Origin of the sequence: Mesorhizobium sp. ESP-6-4, assembly GCF_020164735.1 — a bacterium.
Taxonomy (GTDB): Bacteria; Pseudomonadota; Alphaproteobacteria; order Rhizobiales; family Rhizobiaceae; genus Mesorhizobium.
The window spans coordinates 1-24,673 of the sequence record NZ_JAIUGS010000031.1; the positions used below are offsets into that span (position 1 = coordinate 1).

General features: G+C 59.7%; 17 protein-coding genes and 3 pseudogenes. 10 read left to right on the forward strand and 10 right to left on the reverse strand.

All coding sequences use genetic code 11. The features are described 5' to 3' along the window. From LB523_RS28445 to LB523_RS28455, 3 genes are all read right to left on the reverse strand, one after another. The coding region (locus LB523_RS28445; protein WP_224609355.1) for a recombinase family protein at window positions 1-914 on the reverse strand (914 nt) is incomplete at its 3' end. Next, window positions 911-1,183, reverse strand: a complete 273-nt coding sequence (locus LB523_RS28450) for a hypothetical protein (protein WP_224609358.1) — start codon at window positions 1,181-1,183, stop codon at window positions 911-913. The genes LB523_RS28450 and LB523_RS28445, both read right to left, overlap by 4 nt. Window positions 1,184-1,333: 150 nt before the next feature. Further along, window positions 1,334-1,771: a hypothetical protein gene (locus LB523_RS28455; RefSeq protein ID WP_224609362.1), complete on the reverse strand. Its 438-nt coding sequence runs from the start codon at window positions 1,769-1,771 to the stop codon at window positions 1,334-1,336. Between the two features lie 933 nt (window positions 1,772-2,704). Here LB523_RS28455 and LB523_RS28465 point away from each other — a divergent pair. From LB523_RS28465 to LB523_RS28475, 3 genes are read left to right on the forward strand one after another with little or no spacing between them, the layout of a single operon-like run. Continuing rightward, window positions 2,705-3,025 (forward strand): hypothetical protein, encoded by a 321-nt coding sequence (locus tag LB523_RS28465; RefSeq protein ID WP_224609364.1) that lies wholly within the window; start codon window positions 2,705-2,707, stop codon window positions 3,023-3,025. Between the two features lie 17 nt (window positions 3,026-3,042). Next, window positions 3,043-3,585, forward strand: coding sequence for a hypothetical protein (locus LB523_RS28470; RefSeq protein WP_224609367.1), 543 nt, complete (start codon window positions 3,043-3,045; stop codon window positions 3,583-3,585). A 4-nt stretch (window positions 3,586-3,589) separates the two neighbouring features. Then, window positions 3,590-3,949, forward strand: a complete 360-nt coding sequence (locus tag LB523_RS28475; RefSeq protein ID WP_224609370.1) for a hypothetical protein — start codon at window positions 3,590-3,592, stop codon at window positions 3,947-3,949. A 247-nt stretch (window positions 3,950-4,196) separates the two neighbouring features. On the opposite strand, the pseudogene LB523_RS29500 reads toward LB523_RS28475, so the two are convergent. From LB523_RS29500 to LB523_RS28495, 4 genes and pseudogenes are all read right to left on the reverse strand, one after another. After that, a pseudogene (locus LB523_RS29500) lies at window positions 4,197-4,769 on the reverse strand (magnesium chelatase domain-containing protein); the annotation flags it as partial. 120 nt (window positions 4,770-4,889) lie between these two features. Then, on the reverse strand, window positions 4,890-7,307 hold the full coding sequence (locus LB523_RS28485) for an N-acyl amino acid synthase FeeM domain-containing protein (RefSeq protein ID WP_224609376.1): 2,418 nt from the start codon (window positions 7,305-7,307) through the stop codon (window positions 4,890-4,892). A gap of 3 nt (window positions 7,308-7,310) precedes the next feature. Continuing rightward, window positions 7,311-8,057: a hypothetical protein gene (locus LB523_RS28490; RefSeq protein ID WP_224609379.1), complete on the reverse strand. Its 747-nt coding sequence runs from the start codon at window positions 8,055-8,057 to the stop codon at window positions 7,311-7,313. Window positions 8,058-8,123: 66 nt separating this feature from the next. Beyond that, window positions 8,124-8,414, reverse strand: coding sequence for a hypothetical protein (locus LB523_RS28495; protein WP_224609382.1), 291 nt, complete (start codon window positions 8,412-8,414; stop codon window positions 8,124-8,126). Window positions 8,415-8,797: 383 nt separating this feature from the next. Between LB523_RS28495 and LB523_RS28500 the strand changes: the two genes are divergently transcribed. Next, a complete protein-coding gene (locus LB523_RS28500; protein WP_224609385.1) occupies window positions 8,798-8,995 on the forward strand; it encodes a hypothetical protein in 198 nt (65 codons plus the stop codon). A gap of 1,659 nt (window positions 8,996-10,654) precedes the next feature. On the opposite strand, the pseudogene LB523_RS29340 reads toward LB523_RS28500, so the two are convergent. The 3 genes and pseudogenes from LB523_RS29340 to LB523_RS29510 form a co-directional block, all read right to left on the reverse strand. Then, window positions 10,655-11,021 (reverse strand): annotated as a pseudogene (locus LB523_RS29340) (transposase); the annotation flags it as partial. Beyond that, on the reverse strand, window positions 10,991-11,182 hold the full coding sequence (locus LB523_RS29505; RefSeq protein ID WP_411966507.1) for a transposase: 192 nt from the start codon (window positions 11,180-11,182) through the stop codon (window positions 10,991-10,993). The pseudogene LB523_RS29340 and the gene LB523_RS29505, both read right to left, overlap by 31 nt. Then, window positions 11,168-11,404 (reverse strand): annotated as a pseudogene (locus LB523_RS29510) (IS110 family transposase); the annotation flags it as partial. The gene LB523_RS29505 and the pseudogene LB523_RS29510, both read right to left, overlap by 15 nt. 175 nt (window positions 11,405-11,579) lie before the next feature. On the opposite strand from LB523_RS29510, the gene LB523_RS28515 reads away from it, so the two are divergent. From LB523_RS28515 to LB523_RS28540, 6 genes are all read left to right on the forward strand, one after another. Next, on the forward strand, window positions 11,580-12,389 hold the full coding sequence (locus tag LB523_RS28515) for a DUF2971 domain-containing protein (RefSeq protein ID WP_224609392.1): 810 nt from the start codon (window positions 11,580-11,582) through the stop codon (window positions 12,387-12,389). Between the two features lie 229 nt (window positions 12,390-12,618). Continuing rightward, window positions 12,619-13,992 (forward strand): hypothetical protein, encoded by a 1,374-nt coding sequence (locus LB523_RS28520; RefSeq protein WP_224609397.1) that lies wholly within the window; start codon window positions 12,619-12,621, stop codon window positions 13,990-13,992. 261 nt (window positions 13,993-14,253) lie between these two features. Then, entirely contained in the window at window positions 14,254-15,522 is a 1,269-nt protein-coding gene (locus LB523_RS28525) for a DNA cytosine methyltransferase (RefSeq protein WP_224609400.1), read from the forward strand. A gap of 223 nt (window positions 15,523-15,745) precedes the next feature. Then, window positions 15,746-17,656 carry a hypothetical protein gene (locus LB523_RS28530; protein WP_224609402.1) on the forward strand — a complete coding sequence of 637 codons (1,911 nt, stop codon included), beginning with the start codon at window positions 15,746-15,748 and terminating at the stop codon, window positions 17,654-17,656. Next, window positions 17,653-19,203, forward strand: coding sequence for a hypothetical protein (locus tag LB523_RS28535; protein ID WP_224609405.1), 1,551 nt, complete (start codon window positions 17,653-17,655; stop codon window positions 19,201-19,203). Before LB523_RS28530 ends, LB523_RS28535 begins: the two co-directional genes overlap by 4 nt. 353 nt (window positions 19,204-19,556) lie before the next feature. Beyond that, the gene (locus tag LB523_RS28540; protein WP_224609408.1) at window positions 19,557-24,668 is read left to right on the forward strand and encodes an ATP-binding protein; all 5,112 of its coding nucleotides are present in this window, start codon (window positions 19,557-19,559) and stop codon (window positions 24,666-24,668) included. The last annotated feature ends 5 nt before the right edge of the window (window positions 24,669-24,673 follow it).

A 24,673-nucleotide genomic window follows, 5' to 3' on the forward strand; every position in this document is an offset into this window, starting at 1 on the left:
GCCTTGCGCGTGGCGATGGTCACCGCCTCGAACTGGCTGGCGATGGATTTCTGTCTCTCCTTCACGGCCTGCCACAAATCGTCCTCGACGATCCTGAGATGCGGCACCTCGGTCCGGATCCATTTCGCTGGCGGATTGGCCCGCGAGACGCGCTTGCCGGTGGCGGGATCTTTGATGAAGTGCAGGCGGTTCCAGACCAGCACGCCGGTATAGAGCTCGTTGTTGATGACGCCGGTTCCCCGGATGACATGCCCGCGCACGCTGGTATCGCCCCAGTGCCGGCCGAGCGGACCAGGAACGCCTTCCTTGTTGAGGTCGACGGCGATCGCCTTCGGGCTCTTGCCTGCGGCGAATTCGCGGAAGATGCGGCGCACGACGGCCGCTTCCTCCGGCACGATCGTCCGGTCGCCCCGAACGGGCTCGCCTGCGGAATCCAGTTTCTTCTCCACCCGGTAGCCGTAGCACAGCCCGCCCCCGGCCTTGCCCTTCTCCACCCTCCCGCGCAGGCCGCGATGTGTCTTGAGGGCAAGGTCCTTGAGGAACAATGCATTCATCGTGCCCTTGAGGCCGACATGCAACTCGCTGATCTCGCCCTCGGCCAAGGTGACGATGGCAACACCGGCGAATTTGAGATGCTTGAAGAGCGTGGCGACATCTGCCTGGTCGCGGCTGATGCGATCGAGCGCCTCGGCAAGCACCACCTCGAAGCGGCCGCGCTGCGCATCGCGGATCAAATGCTGGATGCCCGGCCGCAGCACGGTGCTGGCGCCGGAGATCGCCGCATCCTCATACGTTCCCGCCACGCTCCAGCCTTCGCGCGCCGCCTGCTCGCGACAGAGCCGGAACTGATCCTCGATGGAGGCGTCCCGCTGGCTGTCGGAAGAATAGCGGGCATAGAGTGCGGCACGGGTCATGGCGGCTGATCCTCTCTCCTGTTCCCAAGGGGTTTGCCATCCGGCCCCCTGCCCTCTCCCTTTCGACCGTCCGGCCGATTGTCGTTAGCCGCCAGCTTCACCTCGAAGGCCTCCCGCGCCAGCCGCCGGCCGATCAGCCGAGCGATGTCCAACACCACCCGATCCACCCTGGCCGCCATGTTTTCAGGGCGACTCTTAGGGCTGGCGAGGTCGCCGTTGTCGTTCGCCGGAAGCAACGCCTGCGGCCCAGTCCTGGTTTCCTCCGACATGCCGGTCGCTCCCCCAATGGTGGATCGACTTGCTATCAGAAGCCTCCAGATGGTGAAGGAAAGCGCGAACTTCATGTCGCAGGGCAATAGCGTGCAATGACTTGCGCCGTTCGGCGAGTTTCATACCGGCAGACAATTTCAGGGAGCGAGTCAGAAGACTGCTAAATCGCGACGGCACTCCGCTTCGCTTTCCTCTTTCAGCGCAGCGATCAGCTTGACTGCGGACTCCCAGTGCCTGGCAACATCGCTCCGCGTCCTTTCCCGACTCGGGCGATCAACCGGCAAACCTCCCGCAATCGCCTTCAAGTCGCGCAGCACAGAAGCTATGTGCGGCCATGGGAAGTCCGTAGGGTCACCAATATCTCGATCAGCGCCGACGATCATTTCTAACTTGGCCACAATCCCGGCGAAAGATGAGGCAGAGATGTTGGGGATCGCATCCTGAAATCTAAGAGCCTCGGTCATTGCAGAAACCTCGGCCTCGCAAGCGATGAGATGCTCAGAGTCTAAGCCCGTGACAGACACTGGCAGCTGGCACGGCATCGGCTCGCCTGCAGTCAATCCCTGAATTCCGGTATTTGCGATCATTCGCGCCTCCATCCGCTGCTGAATTCGACACAACAGCAATGAGGCATATCGAGCTCGTTGCCACTCGCTCCATAGTCTCAAAGCGGAGTCTGTGGCTTGGGGACCCTGCCTCTCGAGCTCATCGCGTTGCCGGCCGATGACGAAAGGCAAAGTCGTGGTATTGTCGGAATCAACCATGATCCGAGCTCCAAACAGCTTGGGTTGTGGTCAGGCCGAGCGACGTGTTCGTGCACGTTGTTCGGCCGCAAAGCGGCAAACCACAATTTACGTACATACCGTACATTACGGACATAGTCATTGTCAAACACGCCCGATGCTATTGATAACAAAACTGAGCGCTTCGAACTGCGGCTTACGAGTGACTTGCTTGCACGCGTTGACGAATGGCGCCGAAATCAGCCTGATCTTCCCACGAGATCGGAGGCTTTCCGCCGACTTGTCGAGGCTGGTCTAGGCTCTAAGACAACCGGCAAGCCAGAAATAGGCGGCACATGACTCAACAGGGATTGGCAGATCGCTTCGGTCTGATCGCCCGCTATATAGGTGCCACTGAATGCGCTGATGTTTCGGCAAGTGTTCTTGAGCGCATCCCGAAGCGCTAGGAATCGACCCGGAACCACTGATCGCAAAGCGAACAGCAGTCAGTCAGAATAGGTCCGCGCGTAGCGGCTCGCGAGCGCGCCGTAAGCAGCGCCGTGGCGGAGTGAACGGCTGGTTTGCGCCCCACTTCGGTCGCTCTGGCGCAGTTGCAGGAATCCCGAAAGTGGACCTTCGTCCATTGTTGGGCCGAGCCTAAATGACCGAAGTGGGGATTCATCCGGCTAACCGCTATTGGCTATAGACGACGAACAACAGCACCTGATCAAGATGCGCCGAGCGGAGATGTGGATTAGGAACTCCACCGGACACTGCGACTCCAGGGGGGGGGAAGTGATGGAAGAACGTGAAATCCGCCAATTGCAAACCGCTGGCCTTATACTAGTCCGTGTCGATCACGAGACATGGGAAGCGCTAGAAGACATCAGGCGCCACGGCGCGCGGTTCACACTCAACTACCGCCATTCGGCCGCGAGATCGGCCAAAGCGCGCTCGCTCGCGGTGATCGCGGTCGACGCGTCGCACCTGCGCATCGGGATCGTTCGCTCGCGACAGGCCATCTCATCGCTGGATACCCGCGTTGCGTTCGACTTCGTCGACGACATGCACCCGGCTCGCTCACTCGGCTGCTTCGTGATATCGAAACCCCGACGTTAGAACAGGCGGTCGCGCGATTGCGCGCTGTCTCCGAAGAGATCACAGCGGTCTCCAACCAACTCGGCCGATCGATGATCGCGGCACTGACCGCCGAAGAAGCCAACTCGCCATTCCTGCGGCGCATCCTCGCCTGGATCGCCGGACGCGGCCCTGTCGAAAATGCGGTCGTCATGCAACACGACGCGATCAAGCTCGCCGTCAACGCCTTTGGCGGCGATGGTGAAGCCTATGAGTTGGCCGTTCTCGGCCCAAGCGCAATCGCCTCGATCCGCGTGCTAGAGGACGCTGCGATCGAATATGACGCGCGGTGGTTGCCGGGCTGGACAATGGATGAAAGCGATCTGACCGGACGGGCGCGTTTCAGGAAACATGAAGGCGAGCTCGAGATATATACAGCCAATCGCCGACCGCTCGAGCAGCTTCTTGGGGTCGATCTGATCTACCTCAACGAACGACGTGGTGCGCTGGTGATGGTGCCAGTACAAGATGCTCGAGCGCGACCACGATATGGGCGAGGGATGGCAGGTCCGTATAGACTAGCAGTTCGAGCAAGAACTTGACCGGATGCGGCAATTCGATCTCGATCTCGATCCCCAAGGGCCGTACCGCCTCCATCCCGGCGCCTTCTTCGTGAAGATGATGAAACGCCACTCGGCAGCGAGCGCAGCGGGCATCGTGGTCAGCCTTGGCCATCTAGACCATATGCTTGGCAATGGCGGCATGCGCGGGGTTCGGGGCGGCCTTCGCGTCGACCATGCCGAGCTCGATGGCCACTATCTGCGCAGTGAGGCATTCGTCGAGCTGGTCCGATCGGGTTATGTTGGCACGCGCGGCGCGACCACACGCCATCTTCAGTCGATGATCGAAGCGACGCTGAACGAAGGACGTGCAGTCGTTGCTGCCATTCACCACAGTTTCCGCTGAGCTCGAATCGGGTTGTCTTAGGCAGCCTCGAGTTTCGGCGTCATCATCAATCCCCACGCGGACTATTCGGTCGACTCGTTATCGGTTGTGCGCCCGGCAAGAATTGAGGCGTTCACGCCGAACTGAACGCCCGGGTCGGAGCCTCCCGGCTCTAAGCAGCCCCTTGTAACATCTTGAGCAAAGCGCGCCAGAAGCTGGATCTTGCAAGGTGCGGGTAAACCGGCAGACGGACACAGGTTGTGTCGCTTTCGACGAGATTCGGCAGATTGCGAGCTCCCAGCTGGATGCAGGCTTCGGGCCGTGACAGCACCTGCGTTCCGCAAAAATGGTCGGCGATCGCGATCAGGCTGCGCGGTGCCAATATGTCGAAATCCTCGCACGCCCAGGCCGCTTCCAGTCCGCAGGCGAAGGGGGAGATCAGGCCCTCGCCTTCGACATTGGCGCCGATCGCCGCATCAAGCGCGCCGGCCAAGCCGGCGATGGTGCCGTCGAGCGACAATTCGCCAAGTACGCATAGCCGTTCAACATATCGCCCGGGATGCGGCTAGCATCGCCATCGGGGCGAGCGCGATCGGCCGGTGCTAATGGTTGCTAATGGTTGCCTTCCTTGGGGGAGGTCGGCGAGCGCGGGGTCACCCTTCTCGACGGCACGTCAGCCCCGATGCGTGGAGCGCCGCTTGCACGCGCTCGCGGCTTTGGGCCATCCCCTTGCCGGCATGCCGACGATCTACATTCCAACCTTGCCCGATCCGACCATCACCTTGACATCGACCGACAGGGCTTCGATGACCTGGAAAGCGGCCGCGCAAACCTGCCCCACCGTCTGTCTCAGGGCCCGCAAATGCCCCCTAGTGGCTTTGCGATCAATCGTCGGAGGTATCAGGTTTTAAGAAGTTGGCGGCTGCTCACCTAGTTGAGATCGCGGGGAACCATCGCGACGTCACGCTATCAGGCGAACTTCATAAGGATTGCGCTCTTCATGCAGAGATTTCGGAAAATATCGCGCTGACGGTAATACTAACAAAGGAGTGGAGGCGATCTCCGCCCGATCAAAAAGCAAGCGTCGTTCCAAGGGTATACTTCTGTAAAACGGGAAGCGATGGAACAATCTTTGTCGAATATCGTTGTAACTTGTGTTAAGTAGAACCCATACCTCTCGAGTATCATCTAAGGCAGCGATTTGCGTAGCATTAAAATTTCTATTATAAAAACCGACATTCGATCTCCTGGCAACTGTTGAAATATTGCTTGCATCAAAAAATTCCGCACCAAGAATCCATAGCCTGAGAGTTAGATAAGGGATTTGCGGGAACAGCGACGAAAGATGAGGGTCGGCGGCAAAACCGTACGCCATTACGACATTATTAAATTCGTTTAGTCCTCCGCTGAATTGCGAAAACACCAATCTCGATTGAGAAAGGTTTGTCACATGTTCAATTGAGACCGTTGATACAAGATTACCATCAATGTAGACGCCAAATATATGAGAATCGTTGTCATCAGGAAATGCAAGCATGCGGTCGTCGCGACTGTCAATTAAATTGGCAGATCTAAAGGCCTTGTAGCGCAATCTTAGAATTGCCTCGTAATCCTCACCGCGCCCTGCCAAGCGGTATTCTGTACGATTCAGTGAGATAGATATATTGTCTGAGAAATTCCGCGAAGGCGTTGGCATTGCCCGGTTCGTGTCAGTTAAGCCAATAAGACCCTCAGCCTCGCGCAATTGACGCTGAAAGCCAATGGATCTGAAAGTATTTGCTGCGTCGACGGCGAGCGCGTAAAGGCTCTCTCGCGTAAAGGGGCTCGGAAGTCCCGCGGCCACTGCCGCCCGGCCAAGTGCGACGGCTGCGACTCTCGCATCCACTTCGTTTCCCACTGCTAGGAAATTGGCGCGCGACTGCTGCAGTGGCTTCAGGGCGTCGCGGGGCTGACCGTTTGCAAGCGTGGCAAGACCTTGTTCACGCAGTACGCTCGCCTGTCCGAAGCGCTCCCCAATGCTCTCAAAGGCCTCCGCTGCTTCGTCAAGCAACGGAAAAGCCTTCTCTGGATGACCGAGCCGAGTCTGGCAGGCAGCACTCCATAAGCGGCAATTCGCACGGCCTGAGGCGCTGCCCCACCGCTCATAGCTCTCGAAAGCAGCAGCCAGCGTCTCAGATGCCTGCTCGTATTGCTCGTTTTCAAACAAGGCCACGGCGCGGTTTTTCAAGCAGTTGGCGAGTCCCAAGCGATGCCCGATTGTATCATAGACCTCGGTGGCCCGATCAATATGCTGGTGTGCAGCGGCAATTTCGGCCCGCGCCGCTAGCAACTGGGAATACACGACACGCGTGTTCGCCTCTCCAAGGTAGCTTCCAACCGCGACGAAATCCGAAAGCGCGCGCTTGAATAAAGGCTCAGCGTCGTTCCAAAGCCCTCTATAAAATTCGGTCTCAGCCAACGCCTTGACGCAATGAGTAGAAGAGATCGTAAGTCCCAGGGCGTTGAACATAGCGCGCGCGCTGACGAACATCTGATGCGCGTCCATCAATTGGTCGGCGCGTAACGCGGCGCGGCCAAGCGAGCGCAGGGCATCAGCTTCCCCCCGCGCGCTGTTAGCTTTGCCGAACAGCGCCTTGGCAGCCTCGAAGAGATGGCGTGCCTCGACGGTGCCCCCGCCTGATAAAACCGCGAGGCCAAGTCGCAGCCGGAGCTCGGCCTCAAACAGGTCAACGCCGGACTCATCCTTCAGCAACCGGCGCAGGACCTGTTCCTCTGCGCGTGCCGTGTTGTCAGCGCGCGGGAGATACAGCTCAAGCAATTCGGTATAGCGGCCAGCGCGTTCTGAAAGGAAGCCCCGTCGCTGCTGCTCGCGAGCGCCAGCGACAAGACGTTCGAGAGCGTCTAAGGCAAACAGCGGCTCGGACTTCCAGGTAATGCCATCTGCAAGTATCAGCTCGGCACCGCGCTCCGGTTCGGCGGCGAGTCGGTGATATACTGACTCAGCGTGATCAAACACATCACCTCCATTGCACGCCAGAGCATGGAACACATCAGCGAACAATAGGCTGCGCTTGCGATAACTCTGCGGGTCAAGTGCAGCGCCGTCGAGTACCAACCCGCGCACCGGGGCAATGACGGCAAAAGCGCCGTCACTCCACCGCTCTATCAGCCCCCATCCCTTCGACTCCCTGATCTCTAGGGCAAGCTGAACGTCGAGTCCCCCCTCCGTTACCAGGTGTTCGAGGGCAAAGTCGTCAAACCAGTGCGGAAACGACAGAATCTCAAGCGCTTTGCGTGCTGACGTGGGCAACCGCTCAAGCGTATGTCGCAGGAGCTCTCGCTGGCCGTCGTCCCGTCCTGAAGGAGGCTCGGTCAACATCGCTCACAACGCCTTCAGATGTGCGAGGATGAGCCCAGGCGCACCCTTGAAGGCCGCAACGATGCCGCGTAGATAGCCGGCGCGACTAACGTCGTCGTCTCCGGGAAGGCGGCATTTCAGAGACGCGATAATCTGCATCCACTCCTGCTCGTCAGCGACGCCCGTGAGCGGCACCTCGATGAAGCGTTCAGCTGGCGTGCGCAGTTTCATGGAAGTGGAAGGCACTTGGCGACCACAAACGATGAGCCGTGCGTGTTCGATATCACATAGGCCCTCGACTAGTACGCCGTCGAACCATCGATCGATCAGCGATGTACTCGCGTCATAGCCATCAAAAGCTAGGATCAGCGGCCGCAGCGTGTCAGGCAACGCTCGCAGATCATCGAGAAAGGCGCCTGTCAGACGGATGGCGGCCAGCAACCGATCATCCTCGCTTTCCTGCGCGATAGCCTGCACGTTTACATAACTGCCCTCGACCGAGACGTTGCTCACATTGGCTTGGATTGGTCGCTGCTGTGTCCGCATGGCCCGATCGAAACCCGGAAAATGCTGCCAACCGAGGTGCGTGGCGATCTCAGATAAGAGCTGGAGCGGGGCTGGGACGACGCGTCGCTTGTCAATCGGAATGAGAACAACGCGCGTAGTTAGCTCGGTCTTCAGCCATTGGAGCAGGAACGTCTTGCCGTAGTGTTCGCCGCCCTCCAGAAATATCGCGTGAAATGGACAATCCGGCGCGGCGAGCGCACGCAATTTGCCGCGCGGCTCTACGTAATTGGCGATTAGAAGTTGGTTCAAGGTTTAAGACCGATGTTCACGTCATGAGCCGTCTTTCTGCGGCGCCGCACCGGTCGTGCTGGAGCCAATTTCTATGCGGCTTCCTCTAGCTCGGACATTGTCTACGACCGCACCTTCGCCGTCAGACCTAATCTTGATATCCGTGCCCTCGCCAGTGGAATCGCTGACGCGGGCCTCCTGCCTGCCCTCTAATCCCGCTTCGAAGTGGCCGAACCGGAGTCTACCCCTTAGAAACCGGCGTCCCATAATCAGGGCCCAAATAACGACGGCTGCGATCACTGCTGCGAAAATCCAAGCCAGTGTACTGCTCATGCCATCCTCCTTCCCGCGCGGCCCCATTTTACAAGGGGGCCCAGTGGTAGCATAATGCCAAGTCGCAGTTCCCGGCAAATGGAAATAAAGAAGAGCGATACGGACATGTAAGCAACTGTAGTTCGTCGCACACGCGAGTGTATGTGGGGGTCGGAGACGATGAAAAGGCTGCTTCTTCTCGGCATTTGCGCCGTTTTGCTCTTTATCGCAGTTGGCTATGGGCTTGTTCGGAGCGAGCGCGCAGCCGGCAGCAAATGGACTGAGGCTCCCACTAAACCCCAGAGGCCGGCCGGCAACGTCGAGATTGAAACTCCCAGTCAACTCCAGAGGCTGGGCGGCGACGACGAGCCGTATAGAAATTGAACGTAGCGATACCCAACGTCATGGCGGCAAAGATTTTCCATGTCACTACTCTCGAAGATGCCTATGCCCTTGCAGCTCAGCTGCGTGCGGATGGCTGGATCGCGGAAATTACGAAAGGGGACAGCACCGGCTATCTTGTCTCTGCCAACGACGGCTCCCTTGAAGCCCCGCGCCAGGAGGATGAATGCGGCACCGCCGGTGACGACGAGCCTTATTGAGTATCCAATAGCTCTTCCATGGCCAAGAGGCGCTTGGCCGGGGCCCGCGATCGCTCTGTTTGTCCCGCGTCCACAGCCCGTCTAGCTCGTCACCGAGCCGGCGAAGATGCAATTGCGGGACGTAGAGTTAGAGCTTGGGTGCCGTCACCGATGGCCGCTTCGTTCAGAAAGAAACGAAGGATTGTGCTGGTCATGACCGGCACAAGCCTTCGCATACTGAGCGATAATGTCCGCATGCATTGTCCGCCGGAGGCTCACGTCTCGAGCTGGTCGGCAAGCCAGCGGGGCATCTCACTTCGCCCCCCAATAGGTACTGCACCATTCAGGGTCGCGCTGTTTGCACGCGGGCACTCCACAATTTCGTAGTCGCTCAGGTTCACCTGGTCAGTCTGCAAACGCTCCAACCTACCTTTGCCGCCGCAGCCATGACACGTTATATCGCGCCGTTCGCCGGATATATCGCAGATGGGGGCACTCCTGGCTTTCGTACTGGCGAACGCCAACCTGGTCGGCAAAGCGGCGTTCCATTTCCCGCTCGCCTCTGCATTCAGAGCAGTCGTCGCCGTGGAACCTTCCCGTTCCGTCACAGAGCGGACATTCGACTAGGTCGTACTGCTGGAGATTAATCCGGTCGCGGTGGCGACGCTCCCTTCTTCCGCATATGCGCAAGAAAATCGTCATCGTTGGCGGCAGCTCCGGCATCGGTCTCGGCGTCGCCGCTGCGGCCCTCGCCCGCGGCGCAGAACTTGTGATCATCGGCCGCTCGCAGGACAGGCTCCTCGATGCCAGCGCTTCCTTAGCACCGACCGCCGCGTCAATACTGTCACTGCCGACATGATGCACGAAGGCGAGATTGCCGTTGCTTTCGCCGGAGTCGGGACCTTCGATCACCTCGTCTCTCCACCGGCATCCCACCTCTGGGCTCCCCCTCTGCGACACTGACCAGATCCACCACTTCGTGGACAGCAAGTTGATCGGCGCCGTGCTTCTCGCCAAGCAGTGGAGACGTTTGAAGGACAAGCGGCGAACCCGCTATCCGCCAGCGGATGCGCTTCGCACCTTGTAGATTCCCGAATCAACTAAATACGTTAATATGAGGTCGCACATTGCAACAAAGACCCGCAATGTGCGAGAAATGTCGAAAATGCCAGCAAAAACAGTCAACCGCCAGCCGCACAATGTGCGCCCTTTTATCTTGCCGTCTTAAACGATCGTACTTTGCGAGATTTGTTTGCCATCGTCGTTCCTCCGATAATATACGACAATGAACCATTCTATGCTCTAAAACACGGTTCCGTTTTCTAGCGTCAAGTTCCGATGCGCCGTGCAGCCTTCCGCGCTCTGCGACGGCGTAGCAGCGCTGCTTATTTGCAGCACGGGAACCGTCGTGGCGCACTTTTCCACCGGAGTGACGGAGCATCGTCACAGCCAATCCGGAGCGGTCCGGCCGTCTCGCGACCGGCGCGGCCGCAGGCAAGATAACGTGCGTTCCGTCGTTCCTAGTGTGCATCGGTCCTCATCCGCCGGAGCGGATCTCTTGTGTCAGATGGCGCCCGTCAACGTGCCGGCGCCATGCGTTTCAATTTCCGTCGCACCGTTCACCGATGCGCTCCCAGCAGCTTGCGATCGTTGATATGAGCACGCCGGCCGGCATCCGCCTGGGCTTGCCGCCGGATCGCCGACATAGAACGTTCCGTCGGTCCAGATCGCGTGCATGATCACCGCCAGCTTGCGCGCCATGGCGACGCTGGCCTTGCGGTGGCAGGAGCGTTTGGCGATCGCCTGACCCCAGCTCTTGATCTTGTCTCTGCCCTTGAAGCGCGTCATCAACCCTGACGCCGCCTCGTAGAGCGAGCGTCGAACATCGGCGTCGCCTGCCTTCGATATGCGACCCTGAACGTCGATCGAGGTGCCCGACTGCAGCGCCGCGAGGTCAGGCCGAAGTAGGCCGCGACGTCTCGTGAGCGGCGAAGCGCGACGGATCATGGATCGCCGTCATGAACGAAAGTGCTGTGACCGGACCGACGGGATGCGGCTCTGGATGTCGATTGACGTGCCTGACTGACATCGCCGCGAGGTTAGCCCGGAATAGGCGGCTACATCACCCGAGCGGCTAAAGCGCGACGGGTCGTCGATCGCCATCATGATGGAGTGCGCAGCCACTGGGCCAAGGCCGGCGATCGCCATGAAGCGGCGGCACAGTTCGCTCTTCACGACCAGATCGTGCCGCCGGCAGTATTCTCGCCACAGCACAGCGCGTCCTGAGAGCATGGCGTCCATGAGCTCGACAGCGGATCATCCGCCACCGCCCCGCGTACAGTCTGGTCGAAAGCGCTGCGCGATGTGACGCCGAGTGCCTTCGGCGAGTGGCGGATGAACGATTTCGAAATCAAGGAACTTGCGCATGAGAATCGCGAATGCTCTGCAGCCGCCCGGGATTGCGAAGCTTGGCAAACCTTCTGAATATGTGCCGACACCAACCTTCGGTACAGATGGTGCCAGAAAGCGACTAGCCAACCTCTCTGACTGACCTTAGCTGGCGCACGATTTGGTGGTATCCCAACGAAAACGACTGGAGAAGCACATGGTCACTGCGCAGAAGAAAAAGAGGATGCTCATTCGCCGTTACATGTCGATTCCGGCCCTGATCGATACATTGCAGCGTGAGAAGCTGGCCATTCTAAACCCCGCGAGTTGGGACGATCGTAATGATCGCCTGTTCATGCAGGTTTACAAAAGCCACAAGAAGGCGGGGGGCCTCTACGGCCTTTGCGCGGCGCTGAGCGGCGAGACTTACCACCACTGGAGGATTTTCGCTGGCGGAGCGTCTGGTGCATGTTTGGTGCTCAAGCGTCAGCGGGTTGAGGCGTATCTTGATAGCCACGATTTAGAGCCCGGAACGTCAATTCGCTACGGCGAAGTCAAGTACCTCACACTAGATAATGTGAAGAAGCTATCACCCAAGGATATCGAGAACATCCCATTTTTAAAGCGTTATGGTTTCAAAGACGAAGATGAATACCGGATCGTCATAGAGACCGTTTCCGATCAGCAGAACGCCATATTTATCGACTGCCCCCACGAATGGATCGATACCGTCTACCTTAATCCCTGGCTGTACGATAACCAGGCGCAAAGTCTCCTGAGCACCCTTAGGGAGATACCGGGATGCAAGCACCTGAAGATTAGGCGTTCTGAGCTTACTGACAGCACAACGTGGCGCGAAGCCGCCGAGCGGATTGCCGGAAAACCGCATAGCCCTGCAATGACACTTCAGAAGGCTGGGAGACCGAAGGCGATTGTGAAACCGACCAGAAAGTATGCAGCGCCGAAAGCCCAGAAATCTAAGGCGCCCAAGCCAAGCCGAAGGCGATTAGCGACACGAACCTCCTGAACGGTGCAGCGCGAGTTGCGGCGCTCAGCGTGGAAGCGCCGCACGCACGCGAATATTTGTAGCCCCTCGCCTTTCCACGCCGCCGGGCCTAATGGGGTAGGCAACTCATCTCTCCCGAATCATGTCAAACGTCGAAGATGGATAGCTCACTGCTGGGCGCTATTGCTAGCGTTTGCTATCGGTAGATAGTCGAACCGGCGAGTATGGCTTTTCACTGTAAGAGAAACAAATGGACGCACGCCTGACTGATCTCGATGCCCTGGCCTTGACGGTCCGCAATCCCTTTTCGCGAACCTATATCGACGAGGCTGTGAAGGCCTACCGGGCGGGAAGCTGCAAGGCCGCGATCGTCGCCGTCTGGGTGGCCGTGACCTTCGACATCATCGCCAAGATACGCGAACTGGCGGGACAGGGCGACTCCCAGGCGATATCCTTCGTGAACGCCTGGGACACCAATGTACAAGCGAACAATGTGGAGAAGCTCTTGGCTATGGAGCGGGAGCTTCTAACCAAGGCCGATACTGACTTTGGTTTCATCGACTCTATTTCCAGGAGACACTTTGAGCGCTTGCAAGCAGACCGACATCTCTGCGCTCATCCCGCTTTTACCTCGGACGGCGAGCTGTTTTCGCCAGAGCCGGAGCTGGTTCGCCTGTATTTGGTAGAAGCGATCCGGAATTTGCTGTCTCAGAGACCTGTGCAAGGCCGGACCTTGCTTGCGCTGTTCGATGCCGAGTTCAGAAGCCTGGCATTCCCGACGCAACCCGAGGCGATCACTAGGTTTGTAAGGGAGCGATATCTCCAGCATGCCCGGCGCGGCGCGCCCGCCACATTGGCGACGGTGCTCGGCAAGGCGATGCTTCGTGCGGCACCCGCGGGATGGGAGTCCAAGATTAGCCTTTTACCGCACGCCCTGCAGGCAGTCCGCGAGGTTGATCGTGCAGCTTGGCTCGATTCAGTCGTGCCAGCGCTAGTGAACTTGATTGATACCGCCGACGATACGCAAATCGCTAATAGCTATGCGCTTCTCGCGGTTTTTACCGAGCTCCAAGCTGCACTGCCGGGTCCGACGCTGGAGAAACTCTCGGCGTACCTTCAGAATCTAGATCCGACGGAAGACGATGTCCGTCCCTTTGACGCAGTGAGGCTCCCCCGCTTTCGGGATCTAATGGTTGAAAAATTCGTCAGGAGCAGCGAGACAGTTCAAGGCGCCGTCCTAACTCGGCTAGCCGCATCGGAGTTTTGGCCCACGGCCCTCACTGTCTTTTCTAATTCGGGCTCCTATCGCGGCGCTGAGGCTCGATTCGAGCGCTACATTGCTCCTTATCAAGACACTGCAACTTCAGAGCAGATGGAGCAGGTCTTCGCAGCCGTGGGTACCAACGTCCAAATCTATCATGCTGCAGAAATGCCCTTTCAACTGGCAGACTTCGTCGGTCGCGTAGGGCGCCGGGAGCCTCTCTCGCAACAAAATCTCGCGGCCCTGGTTGCCATGACCGACGCGAGCCCACGAAATCGCCGCGCTCCTTTTCGGCCGGTTTTCGAAATCTTTGAAACAGCGGGGCTGACGGCGCCGCCGTTTACGCCCCAGGACGATGACTAAGGCGGAGCGACCGGTGCAATAGTTGGGATGGGATCGGCTGAGGCTAAGCAAGCTTGCACCGAGGTAGAGCGGGGACGGCGCGGCGAGCGACACTTATGGGTGCCATGCCATGGCTAGAGACGGTTGTCATGGCTGTGGTGGGCGGAGCAAGCTTTTTCTGGCGGCAGCTGGCTTGCCTCTTGTGGTTACGTTTGGCAGAACGTCTCGCGAACGTTATTATACTTCCAAGGTCGAATCGGCATTGGGGCTAGCGGGGGAAGTGTGCAGAGCAACGTCGAAAGGCCGATCTTCATCGATGCCTTTGCAGGATGCGGCGGCCTCAGCCTTGGGCTGCTGAAGGCGGGCTGGAAGGGCTTGTTTGCGATCGAGAAAGACGCGTTCGCCTTCGAGACTTTGAAAACCAATCTGGCTAGTCCGGGCGCGCGCCACGCGTTTATGTGGCCCGTCTGGCTTGAGACAAAACCATGGACAATTGAATCACTGATGGAAGCTCATGGCGAGCAACTCGCGGCCCTGCGTGGTCACGTCGACCTTCTTGCCGGGGGCCCGCCTTGTCAGGGATTTTCGAGCGCCGGCCGACGCAAGCCGGCGGACCCGCGGAACCAAATGATCGAGCGATACATGGAGTTCGTAGACCTCGTCAGACCGCGTTTGGTGCTCATCGAGAACGTGCGTGGCATCACGTACGATTTTGTTGGGAGCGAGCCGGGCGAACGACGGAATTTCGCGGAGGAACTCGTCGCACGCCTGGAAAAGTCCTACCACGTTTACTTCGACACCATCCGCTGCTCCGCATTTGGCGTACCGCAGGAGCGTCCGCGCTTCTTCCTAGTCGGGATGCTCAAATCCCAGTTCAAGCGGTTGGCCAAACGGGAGGACCCATTCGCACGGCTTCGCGCTTCGAAGGCGAAGTTCCTTGGCGCACGGGCGCTTGCCTCGAAAATTACCTCCCGGCAAGCCATATCGGACCTCGAGACAGTCACCGCGGGTGTAAGCCCAAGCCCAGACAGCAAGGGCTACTTGGCAATCCGGACGTCCCAGCCACGGACGAGCTTCCAACGACTGATGAGGGATGGGTACGCCGGCTCATTAGGCGACACTCGGCTTGCGCGCCATCGGGAACATATCGTTGAGCGATTCGCGAACATTATCAGAGAGTGCAAATCGGCTGGCCGGCTTGGCGTACAGTTGAACCGGGCAATGCGCGAAAAGCATGGCATCAAGAAGATGGCCACGCGAGTTCTGGATCCGTCGTTGCCAGCGCCCACCATCACCAGCATGCCAGACGACCTCCTGCACTATTCCGAGCCGCGCACTTTGACGGTACGGGAGAATGCTCGGCTTCAGACCTTTCCCGACTGGTTCGTCTTCAAGGGAAAATACACCACAGGCGGAAAACTCCGAGCCCGTGAGGTGCCCCGTTTCACGCAGGTGGCAAACGCAGTTCCCCCACTGGTCGCCGAGATGTGGGGAGAGGTCCTGATCAAGTATGTCGGGGCCAAAGCCCGTGCAGAAAGGATGGCGGCCTAGCCGCAGATTTATGGATCTAGATTCAACCGCGGCGGCCGAAAGCGGACCGCCACCCTTCCCGGGCGGGCTGCTGGACTGGGCGGGCAATCGCGGCGGCGGCGTGCGCCGGCTGTTCGATGCACGCAGCGGGCGACCAGGCGAAGAGGTCTTTGAGACGAACCTACTCCACAGGCTTCGCGATTGGGTCAGCCGACTAGCGGCGGGGGAGGAGGGAGTTCCGCGCGTGGTGCTGCTGGTCGGCGGTCCCGGGAACGGCAAGACAGAGGCGGTGGAGGCGACGGTTGGGCAACTTGACGTCGCGCTTGGCTGCGCGGGGCGCCTGACTGCTTCGCTCTCGGAATCCTACCATCCCAAATCTGGCATCGTGCCGCGCCTCATCACCGTCGACGCGGGCGCGCTTGCGTCGCCTCAGCGGGCGCTTCAGCTCGCCGTCGTACAGGATGCCTCTGTCGGAGGGCATTCGGGTCGTACGGCCGCGATGCTGCTGGTAGAGGAGCTGGATCAAGCCATTTCAGCCACCGGTTCGGCCTACCTTTGCTGTGTCAACCGGGGTGTGCTCGACGATGCGATGATCCACGCGATCGACACCAACCTCGGTCGCTCCCAGGATCTTCTAGAGGAGATTGCTCGTGCCGTCAGCCTTGCACCTGACGCCCCGGCTTGCTGGCCGCTTGATGGATTCCCGTCAGTCGCTGTCTGGCCAATGGACGCTGAATCTCTCATCGAGCCGACTGACAAGGGCGACGAAGCGCCAGCTCGAAAGATTCTTCGTCGAGCAGTCGATCCCACACTTTGGAGGGAAGAGGAAACCTGCGCAGCCGAATCTGCCTGCCCGTTCTGCTCGAGCCGCAGGCTATTGGCGAGCCCTAGGGAAGCTAATTCTCTCCTCGCAATGCTGCGATGGTTCGAGCTCGGCAGCAGTAAGCGTTGGACGTTTCGCGATCTGTTCTCTCTGACCTCTTATTTGCTGGCGGGTAGCGGTTCGGGACATGGAACACAGTCATCCGAGCCCTGCACCTGGGCTGCAAGAATGATCGAGAGAGACAGAGAGGCAGCGCTTGGGGGACGGCCAAAGCGCGAGAGTTCTGGCGCAATCTTCTGGCTCGTCGCCGCCCAATATCAACACGCCTTGTTCAACAGATGGGACAAGCGGGCCGCCGCGTCATTACTCCGAGATATCCGTGAGCTCGGTCTGCACGATCACAGTCCTACGGCCATGGGCCTTTACTATTTTCTGCAATCGCGCTCTGGCGGTCATGTGCCCGCCATGATCGCGCCTCTTCTGGATGGTCTAGTAGATTTGCTAGATCCTGCAATGGCATCACCAGACGCTGAGGTTGCGCTCTGGGGTGGCGCTGTCCGGCTCGGAGAGTTGGACACGCGCTTCAGCCGCTCCGTTCGCGAAGGCCTGGAGTTCGCTATCTCGCGGCGCGCGCTTTCGACCAACGAGCGACTGCTTCTAGAGCGCTTGGCTGCACTCGACGAGCTCCTCTCCAACCCAAAGTTGCGCCTGAAGAGGCCGACTGCTGCAACCAGGATCCAGCGACTTGTCCGTGACTTTTCTTGTCGGCTAGTCCGCCGGAGCATCGGCGCGCGCCAGGCAATCGTCCCTTCAGCGTTGACGTTCGAAACCTTTCAGAGGGTGGTCGCCGATGCCGATGGACACGGCCATGACCTGCGGGAGATTGCAAATCAGGTCGAGGACCTGTTGAACAATGGTCACAACTTCGATGTTTCGTTGACAACAACCTTTGGTCAGCCACTGCCGCCTGCCCGCCGACGGGCAACGCTCGTCGTTTCGCGGCGGCGTGTGGCTCCAAGATATGCGACGCATGAAGGCCGACCACGGCCATCGATTTGTTTCTTGGATGTCGAACTGGGCGCGACCGCCCAGCCTGTCGCTCTCACCTACGAATTGTTTAAGGCAGTGACTGAACTCGATGCTGGCTTGTCCCCAGCGTCCCTACCGCGGGGTGTTCTTGCATTGCTTGACACGGCCCGCGCCCGGATGTCCGGTTGGATCGTCCGGGATCGCGAGGTTCGCGAACGGCCACTTATCCTGCTCGGCGACGGCATGTCTATTGAGAGTCATCGCGGGCACTTCGTATCCACCAAGCGTGGAGCTCGCCGGTGAGCCTTGCAGAATTCAAAGGTTCGCCGTGGGCCCGATCACACCCTTCCTATCGCGGTGCGGCCTTGGCGATGAATCCGGCCCCGGAGTATGCCAATTCGGAAGTCTTGGTCGCGAGTCTCTATAGAACCATCAGTTCGTTCAGTGCTGAGGAAGAGATATCTATTAGCGAAGGCCGCGTACCTATTCGCGGGCGCGAGCTCGAACGGTCGATCGTTCATTACAGGGACCATCGTGACCGGGTACGCAAGCCGAACAATGCCGCCTTAGACGGGGACAGCGTGCACGCACTCCTTCACAACGTGCTTGAAAGTCCCAAACTTCCCAACCAGTCCACGAAGAGATTCTTGCAGGTTACCCCTCTTGTGGGCGAGACGGCCTCTTTCTCTGGCTCTGCGCGGCTCGCCGGCAATCCATGGCCAGCGGGCGCCCTCGTGCGCCAGATGGTTTGGCTGGGTTCGGCCGATAGTGCAGCCGCGCAGGACATCTGGTCACGTCTCTTTCATGCCCTGGGCGTTCACGATGACGACGATGTTTTCGCCCGGTTCCTGCGCGATGAGGTCTCCGCCTGGACCGGCGTCTCCTGGGGGAACAAGATTGCGATCCCGGATAGCGAGGAGGCCGCCTGCCTGCCGCGTGGGGAGCTTGACGGCCTTGCCTCTCCGGCAAGGCAGTTTTGCGAGGATTTGGACGCTGTCCTAGCTGCGAAATCTGTTATGACGCGCCGGCAGTGGACCAGCTTACTCGAGGCTCTAATCCGAATCGCTGCGGTCGGCTATGTCGCTTGGGTGTGCGAGGTGCACCGTCAGATGTGGGAATGCGTTCGGCAGGCCCTTGCCGGCGTCGACTTACCGAACGACCTCCGCGCTACGATTTACCCCCGCAGTTTTGGTTACCTTACCTACGGTATGGGGGCGGTCTCGGAACTCAAGGACCGAACCTCTACCTACCTTGCAGCAAGGCTCGGCCTCAATGCCGTCCTGTGGGGCCTTGACGAATGCGGTGTGGCGTTCCCGGAAAAGCTATCCTCTGCAAAAAGCGTGGCGGCACTCTGTGCGCTCGTGAAGAAGAACCACGGCGCTCTGGCCGGGCTCAGCGGCGACCTGGAAGACCTCTCTGACCGCGAGGCACGGACCCTTCTTTGCCGGAAAGGTGTAGGCTCGAACGTCATGGAGTTTGCTCGACACGTGCTTTACCAGCGCCAAGTAGCGAACTCCATTCTGCGCGGATATGATCAGGGATATGTCCTGCGCAAACGCAGCGCTGCGAAATCTAGCCCCTGGATCTGTGCTCCTGGCCCGGTGGCAATCTTGGTGCTGGTACACTGCTCGCTGGCAAAATTAGCGGGACCGCGGTCGGTCCACCGCTTGGCACAGCATATGGCTGCGTACGGCATAGTCGTCGACCATCGGAAGATCGATTCAAACGAGCTGGGAGCCCAGCTTCGGATGCTCGGCCTCGTACTGGACAGTCCCGACGCCGAGAGCGGTATGCTCCTTGTCCCACCATTCCCGCAGGCGCGCCCACTTCGAGAAAGTCCCGGACGATGAGCCGTCTTGAAGCATGGTTGGCCTCTGTCGTTCAGGCTCGGCTGCATGAAGCATCGGCCAGCGGAGCGGCGACAGAGACGCGAGTGATCTTTCACGGGCCGCCCCTGGAGATCCTTAAGGGGGTTTTCTCGCTCCTGACCTCGCCTGACGGGGGATCAGGTCTTCCAGTTCTGCTCCAAGTGGCACAGCTTGCGCCCGGCACAGGGAACCCGCCGAGCGGGGCCTCTGGCCCCTGTGACGAGGGCCACCTCCTGGATCTTCGCAACTCGCCGCAGGCCTCGAGCTACCTTGCGCTTGTCCCGCCAGGTCAGCATGCGATTCGCTCTGTCACCTCGACAACTGACGAATTCGGAATGTCGTCTGCAAGTAATGGTGCAAATGTTGCATTCGAAGACTGGTGGTCAGACCCATTCCTCCAGGCTGGCCTCGAGTACGCCTTCGCAGAATCAAAGCTTGATGGCAAACAAATCGAGGAGGGTCGGGAGATTGTCGCGCGCGCGTGTCGCGCCTTCGACGATGTCGACCCGGAGCCCGGGAGCCGTGTCGCCGCGTGGCGCCTAGTGGCCCGCGTATTCGAGGCCTCGACAGATTCGCGTAACGCGGCCAGCCGCATCAGCTTGGCTTGTGGCGTGCCGCCTAGTGCTACTGGCCGGCTTGTCGCGGGTCAGCAGCACGCTAGCCTCGATGGCGTGGCGGCCGCCCTGTCGGATGGCTTTGCGACTGGCCTCTCCGTCGCGCGTGAGCAGGCCGACGACCTGCAACGTGAGTGGATCGATGCGTTCCTCCTGCACATCCGGTCTACATGCCATGTGCGAACCGCGCTCGATCGGTCACCGGAGGCGTTCTATGCGCCGCAGAGCAGCGGCGACCTATGCGCGCCACCTCCCTGGTGGGAAGGACTCACCGCCGAGGTGTGGGCGGAGCTCCTTGAAGATGAGCCAGAGATCGTGGGTGACATTCGCGTCGAGTGCGCCAACCCCCTGCTTCCTCCGTCACGCGGTGTGCCGCTGGTCGTCGCGGAACATGTAGGGATTGCGATCAACGCAACCCAAGAGAATGCCGAGATTGTCGAGGTCGTGATCGAGCGCTCGCCGGGCCGTTCCAGCAATGGATTCCCCCTCAGCGTGCAGGTCAACGGTCGTGAAGACCTTATCGACACAACGCCGCCGAGCCACCGGGCTCCCATACAGTATAAAGCCAGCGCCGAGGGTTTCCGCACAGCGTCGATCAAAGTTATCTCTCTGGCAACGTGGGCGCCGGGCATCTTTGTCGCCTGCAGGAGCGCGCGAAAGGTTACCCCACCGAAGGCGCCTTCCCGGCGCACGAAAGGTGCCAACTGGGAGACGTCAATTACACTGCCTGGCCCCGGTCGGTACGAGCTCTTGGCCTTTCTCTCGCCAGGAACATCGATTGAAGGTGCAGCCACAGGCCTGACAGGGGGTGAGAGCACTGGAGATGAGAAGCAGTCCTTGCCGGTTCGGGAAGTCCAGGCCGGCCTCTATCAGGTCGAAGTGGAGGTCGACGGCTCATACCAGATAGACCTTCCATACAAGCGGACCGCGGTGGGAGGCCGCGAAGCGACCGAGACTTGCCGCATCTTCCTTTCCTGTGATGACGTGGAGGAAGAAGGCTGCAGTAGTGAGTTCGAGCGACTTATAATGGTCAATCGGCGGCAGATTGAGCCCTCCGGCTCTAAACCGGTCGTCCAGCTCAACCGAAACGCCCGAACAAGCACCTTGCAAGGGTGGCTATTGCAGGATGAGCACGTCGCGCGTTCCTACCTGCCGATTGTGCTCGCCGAGGATTATGGCGACCACTGGGTGCAGCCAGCCTGGACCGATGACACCGGCCGGATCTTATCCGCCGGCCGCTACCACAAAGACCCCCGTCCGCCTGCCAGCCAGTTCAATCCGCCGCCAGCTTTCGTCGCCGCCCGCGTGGAGATCGCAAGACTAATTCGTGGCGGGGACGACCAGTCGCGCTTGATCGAGGCTGCGCCGCTCGGGGAATGGCTTCGTCACGATACTGCGTTCCAGTCCGTCGTCGAGGACTACCTCGATGCCTATTCCCTGTGGCTGCGGGGTAGTCCTGAGGTTGCCCCCTGGAGCGACGTCGTGGCGATCGCGTCCCTCGAGCCTGGCGGACGGACCATCGCGCGGTCTCCCGACGCGGTTCTCCTGTCACCGATTCATCCGCTCCGGCTGGCGTGGCATGCGGTCGCGCAGCGCGTCCTGGACGACGCGGCCTTGAGCGCAGAACCATGCCCGGCCGCCGGCATACTGGACCCAGGAGTCGTGCCAGACGTCCTGCGGATGCCGCTGGTATCGCCGGAAGGCGTCGACCTGATACCCTTCCTCGCTGTGGAATCCAACACCGACTACTGGTCTGTCCTTTGGAATGGGCGGCGCCTTCGAGAGCTCGCGGACCGTTCGAGGATGGACCCCTTCGGCGCGACGTTCGGCATAACGATTGGTGGGATATCTGCGGGGTTCAGTGCTGCACAGGTTAGCCGGGCGCTCGACGACGTTTCCAACATCCTCTGCGCAAAGCCAGCTCTGAGCGTGGCAGTCAGCAGCGCTGGTGGCGCAACCGACGCTTGCAATGATGGCCTCGTGCAGTGGTCGTCAGAGCGCTACGCAGAATCCGATAAGCCGGCACGACTGGGCACGTCGGGACCGCGCCGACTCGACGTCTATGACATGCGGGACGCTCCATCTCGTCCAGACGACGCGACGATCGCTAACCTGTCTGAGGACACGCTCAACAACGTGCGCTGGTTCTCCAATCCCTCTACGGCGATGAACCTGGACCTTGGTATCATCGCCCAGCTCGATTCTTCCGAGCCAGACACTGCAGAAACCCCAAGCTTGTCGGCGCTCGGGGCGGGCGGCCTGATCCGGCACCGTATCCGTCGCCAACTCCCCGAAGCGTTCCTTAGTGAGTCTCGACAATCGCGGCCAACCGTTCCTGTGGGGGATCCGCTTGCCGACAAGGTCTCTTCTTGCATTGCTCAACTTGAGAGCTCACTCACGCAGCCCGTGGGCTTGCGCTTCGCGCCTAACATCCATGCGATTGGCGAGATGTTGGAGGAGCGGCAGGCGGACTTCGTTGCGGTGTCGTCGTCGGCAATCGACCCTGCCTGCTTCCTCGGGGGGTGGCTGCCACAATCCTACCTCTGGGACTACGACCTGCCCTCTTACTCGCAACGGGCCGGAGACACGAACGGCTACTACCTGCTGTCGCGGGTCAAACCTTCTGACCGGGATGCCCTTAAGCGAGTCCTTTCGAGGCTTCCTGGGTGCGCAAGCTTGTCTGATAAGCAGGTAGAGGCCACCCTCCTTGAGGTCGCGTGCCGCGGCATCCCTACCATTCGTGGGCTGTCCGGTGACGACACTGGCGCCACCGGCGATCTTGGACTCTTTGTAGCCGCGCGACTGCTACAGGATCGATTTCGAAAAGGACCGAATTCGGACAGCTTGGTCCCGGTCATTAGTGGATCAGTTGATGAGCCGTCCATCGCTCTTGTCGTGCCAGTCGACCCATTCCGCGGCTATCTTGACGACCTTTCGCGTGCGCTGAATCGCGATCGCTTGGAGGGCGGCTTCTCGCGACCAGACTTGTTGGTGGTGGGCATTACGGTCGGGCCAAACGGCGCACGAATCCACCTCACGCCCGTCGAGGTCAAGTGCCGGCTGGGAACGGTCTTTCCCATCGGCGAGGCTCGAGAAGCGCTAGGCCAGGCTAAGTCGCTTTCCAACCTGCTTGCCAGACTTGCGGGCCATGAGGGCAAGCTCTCTGCTTGGCGACTAACCTACCAACACCTACTCCTCTCAGTCATCGGCTTCGCGATGCGCGTCTACAGCCAACATGAAGACCTTGCAGGGTCCGGTGCAAATTGGTCCGCCCTACACGAGCGTATTGCGTCCTCGATTCTCACAGACAGCAGCTGCGTCACAGTCGATATGCGCGGGCGGTTAATTGTTGTCGACGACTCGCCGATGAGCGATGCCGTCGACCGGGATGGTGATGGCTTCGAAGAGACAATTGTCATAGGGATCGGCGACGCTGGCCGCATTGTCGGCCGAGATGCACAGTCGCTTTATGACAGTGTTCGGGCAAAGGTCGGCGACTGGGAGCTTTCAGCACAGGCACACGAGGACGCGGTGGCTGCCGGGCAAGCTCGCGCAGGTGCTGAGCCGCAGATTGCCTTAGCGCATGCAGGGCCCGACCTAAACCTCGGCTTGTCAGGCGACCGCGTTGGCGCTGACTCGGTCAGTTCGAGCGGTCTTGAGGCGCGTGGCCTCGATGCCAAGGCAGTGGACGGGGACTCGGTTGAGCCTGTCGAAGGCGGTATTCATCTGCGAATCGGTACAACTGTTGATGGCTTCGAGAAGCGAGAGCTCTCGCTTTCCCTGTCCGATACAAGATTGAACCAGCTCAACATCGGCGTCGTTGGTGACCTCGGCACCGGGAAGACGCAATTGCTGAAGTCGCTTGTGCATCAGATCGCATCGTCTACGCCGGCTAACCGAGGCATCCGGCCCCGACTGTTGATTTTCGACTACAAGAAGGATTACAGCAGCCCCGACTTTGTCGCAGCCACCGGCGCGATTGTCGTGAAACCCCAGCGGCTCCCACTGAATCTTTTCGACGTGAGCAACATGGAAGATTCGATCGCGCCGTGGCTCGATCGCTTTAGGTTCTTTGCCGATGTCCTGGATAAGATCTATTCGGGTATCGGTCCAGTCCAGCGCGACAAGCTTAAGCGTGCTGTCCGGACCGCCTACGAGTCGTCGGCCGGAACCACTCCCACCATCTACGATGTCCACGCGGCCTATGCCGACCTGCTGGAAGGCAAATCTGACTCGCCGATGGCAATCATCGATGATCTTGTAGACATGGAGGTCTTTGAGCGAGACCCCACCAAGTGCATGCCCTTCGACCGCTTCCTCAACGGTGTTGTGGTGGTGTCGCTCGACGCTTTCGGACAGGACGATCGCAGTAAGAACATGCTCGTGGCGGTGATGCTCAACATGTTCTACGAGAACATGTTGAAAACGCCCAAGCGGCCATTTTTGGGTAGCGATCCACAGTTGCGAGCCATTGACTCGTACCTTCTGGTCGATGAGGCGGATAACATTATGCGGTACGAGTTCGACGTGCTGCGAAAGTTGCTACTTCAGGGTCGCGAGTTTGGGTGCGGTGTTATTTTGGCATCGCAGTATCTTCGTCACTTCAAGGTGAACGCGACCGACTACCGGGAGCCGCTGCTCACCTGGTTCGTGCACAAGGTACCCAACGTCACCGTCTCGGAGTTGTCCGCCCTAGGTCTGTCAAGTACGGCTGCGGAAATCGCCGAGCGAGTGAAGGGGCTGGCCAACCACCAGTGTCTGTATAAGTCATTTGATTCCCCCGGGGACATCGTGCGCGGCTTGCCGTTCTACGAGTTGGTAGCCGACAAATAACGGAC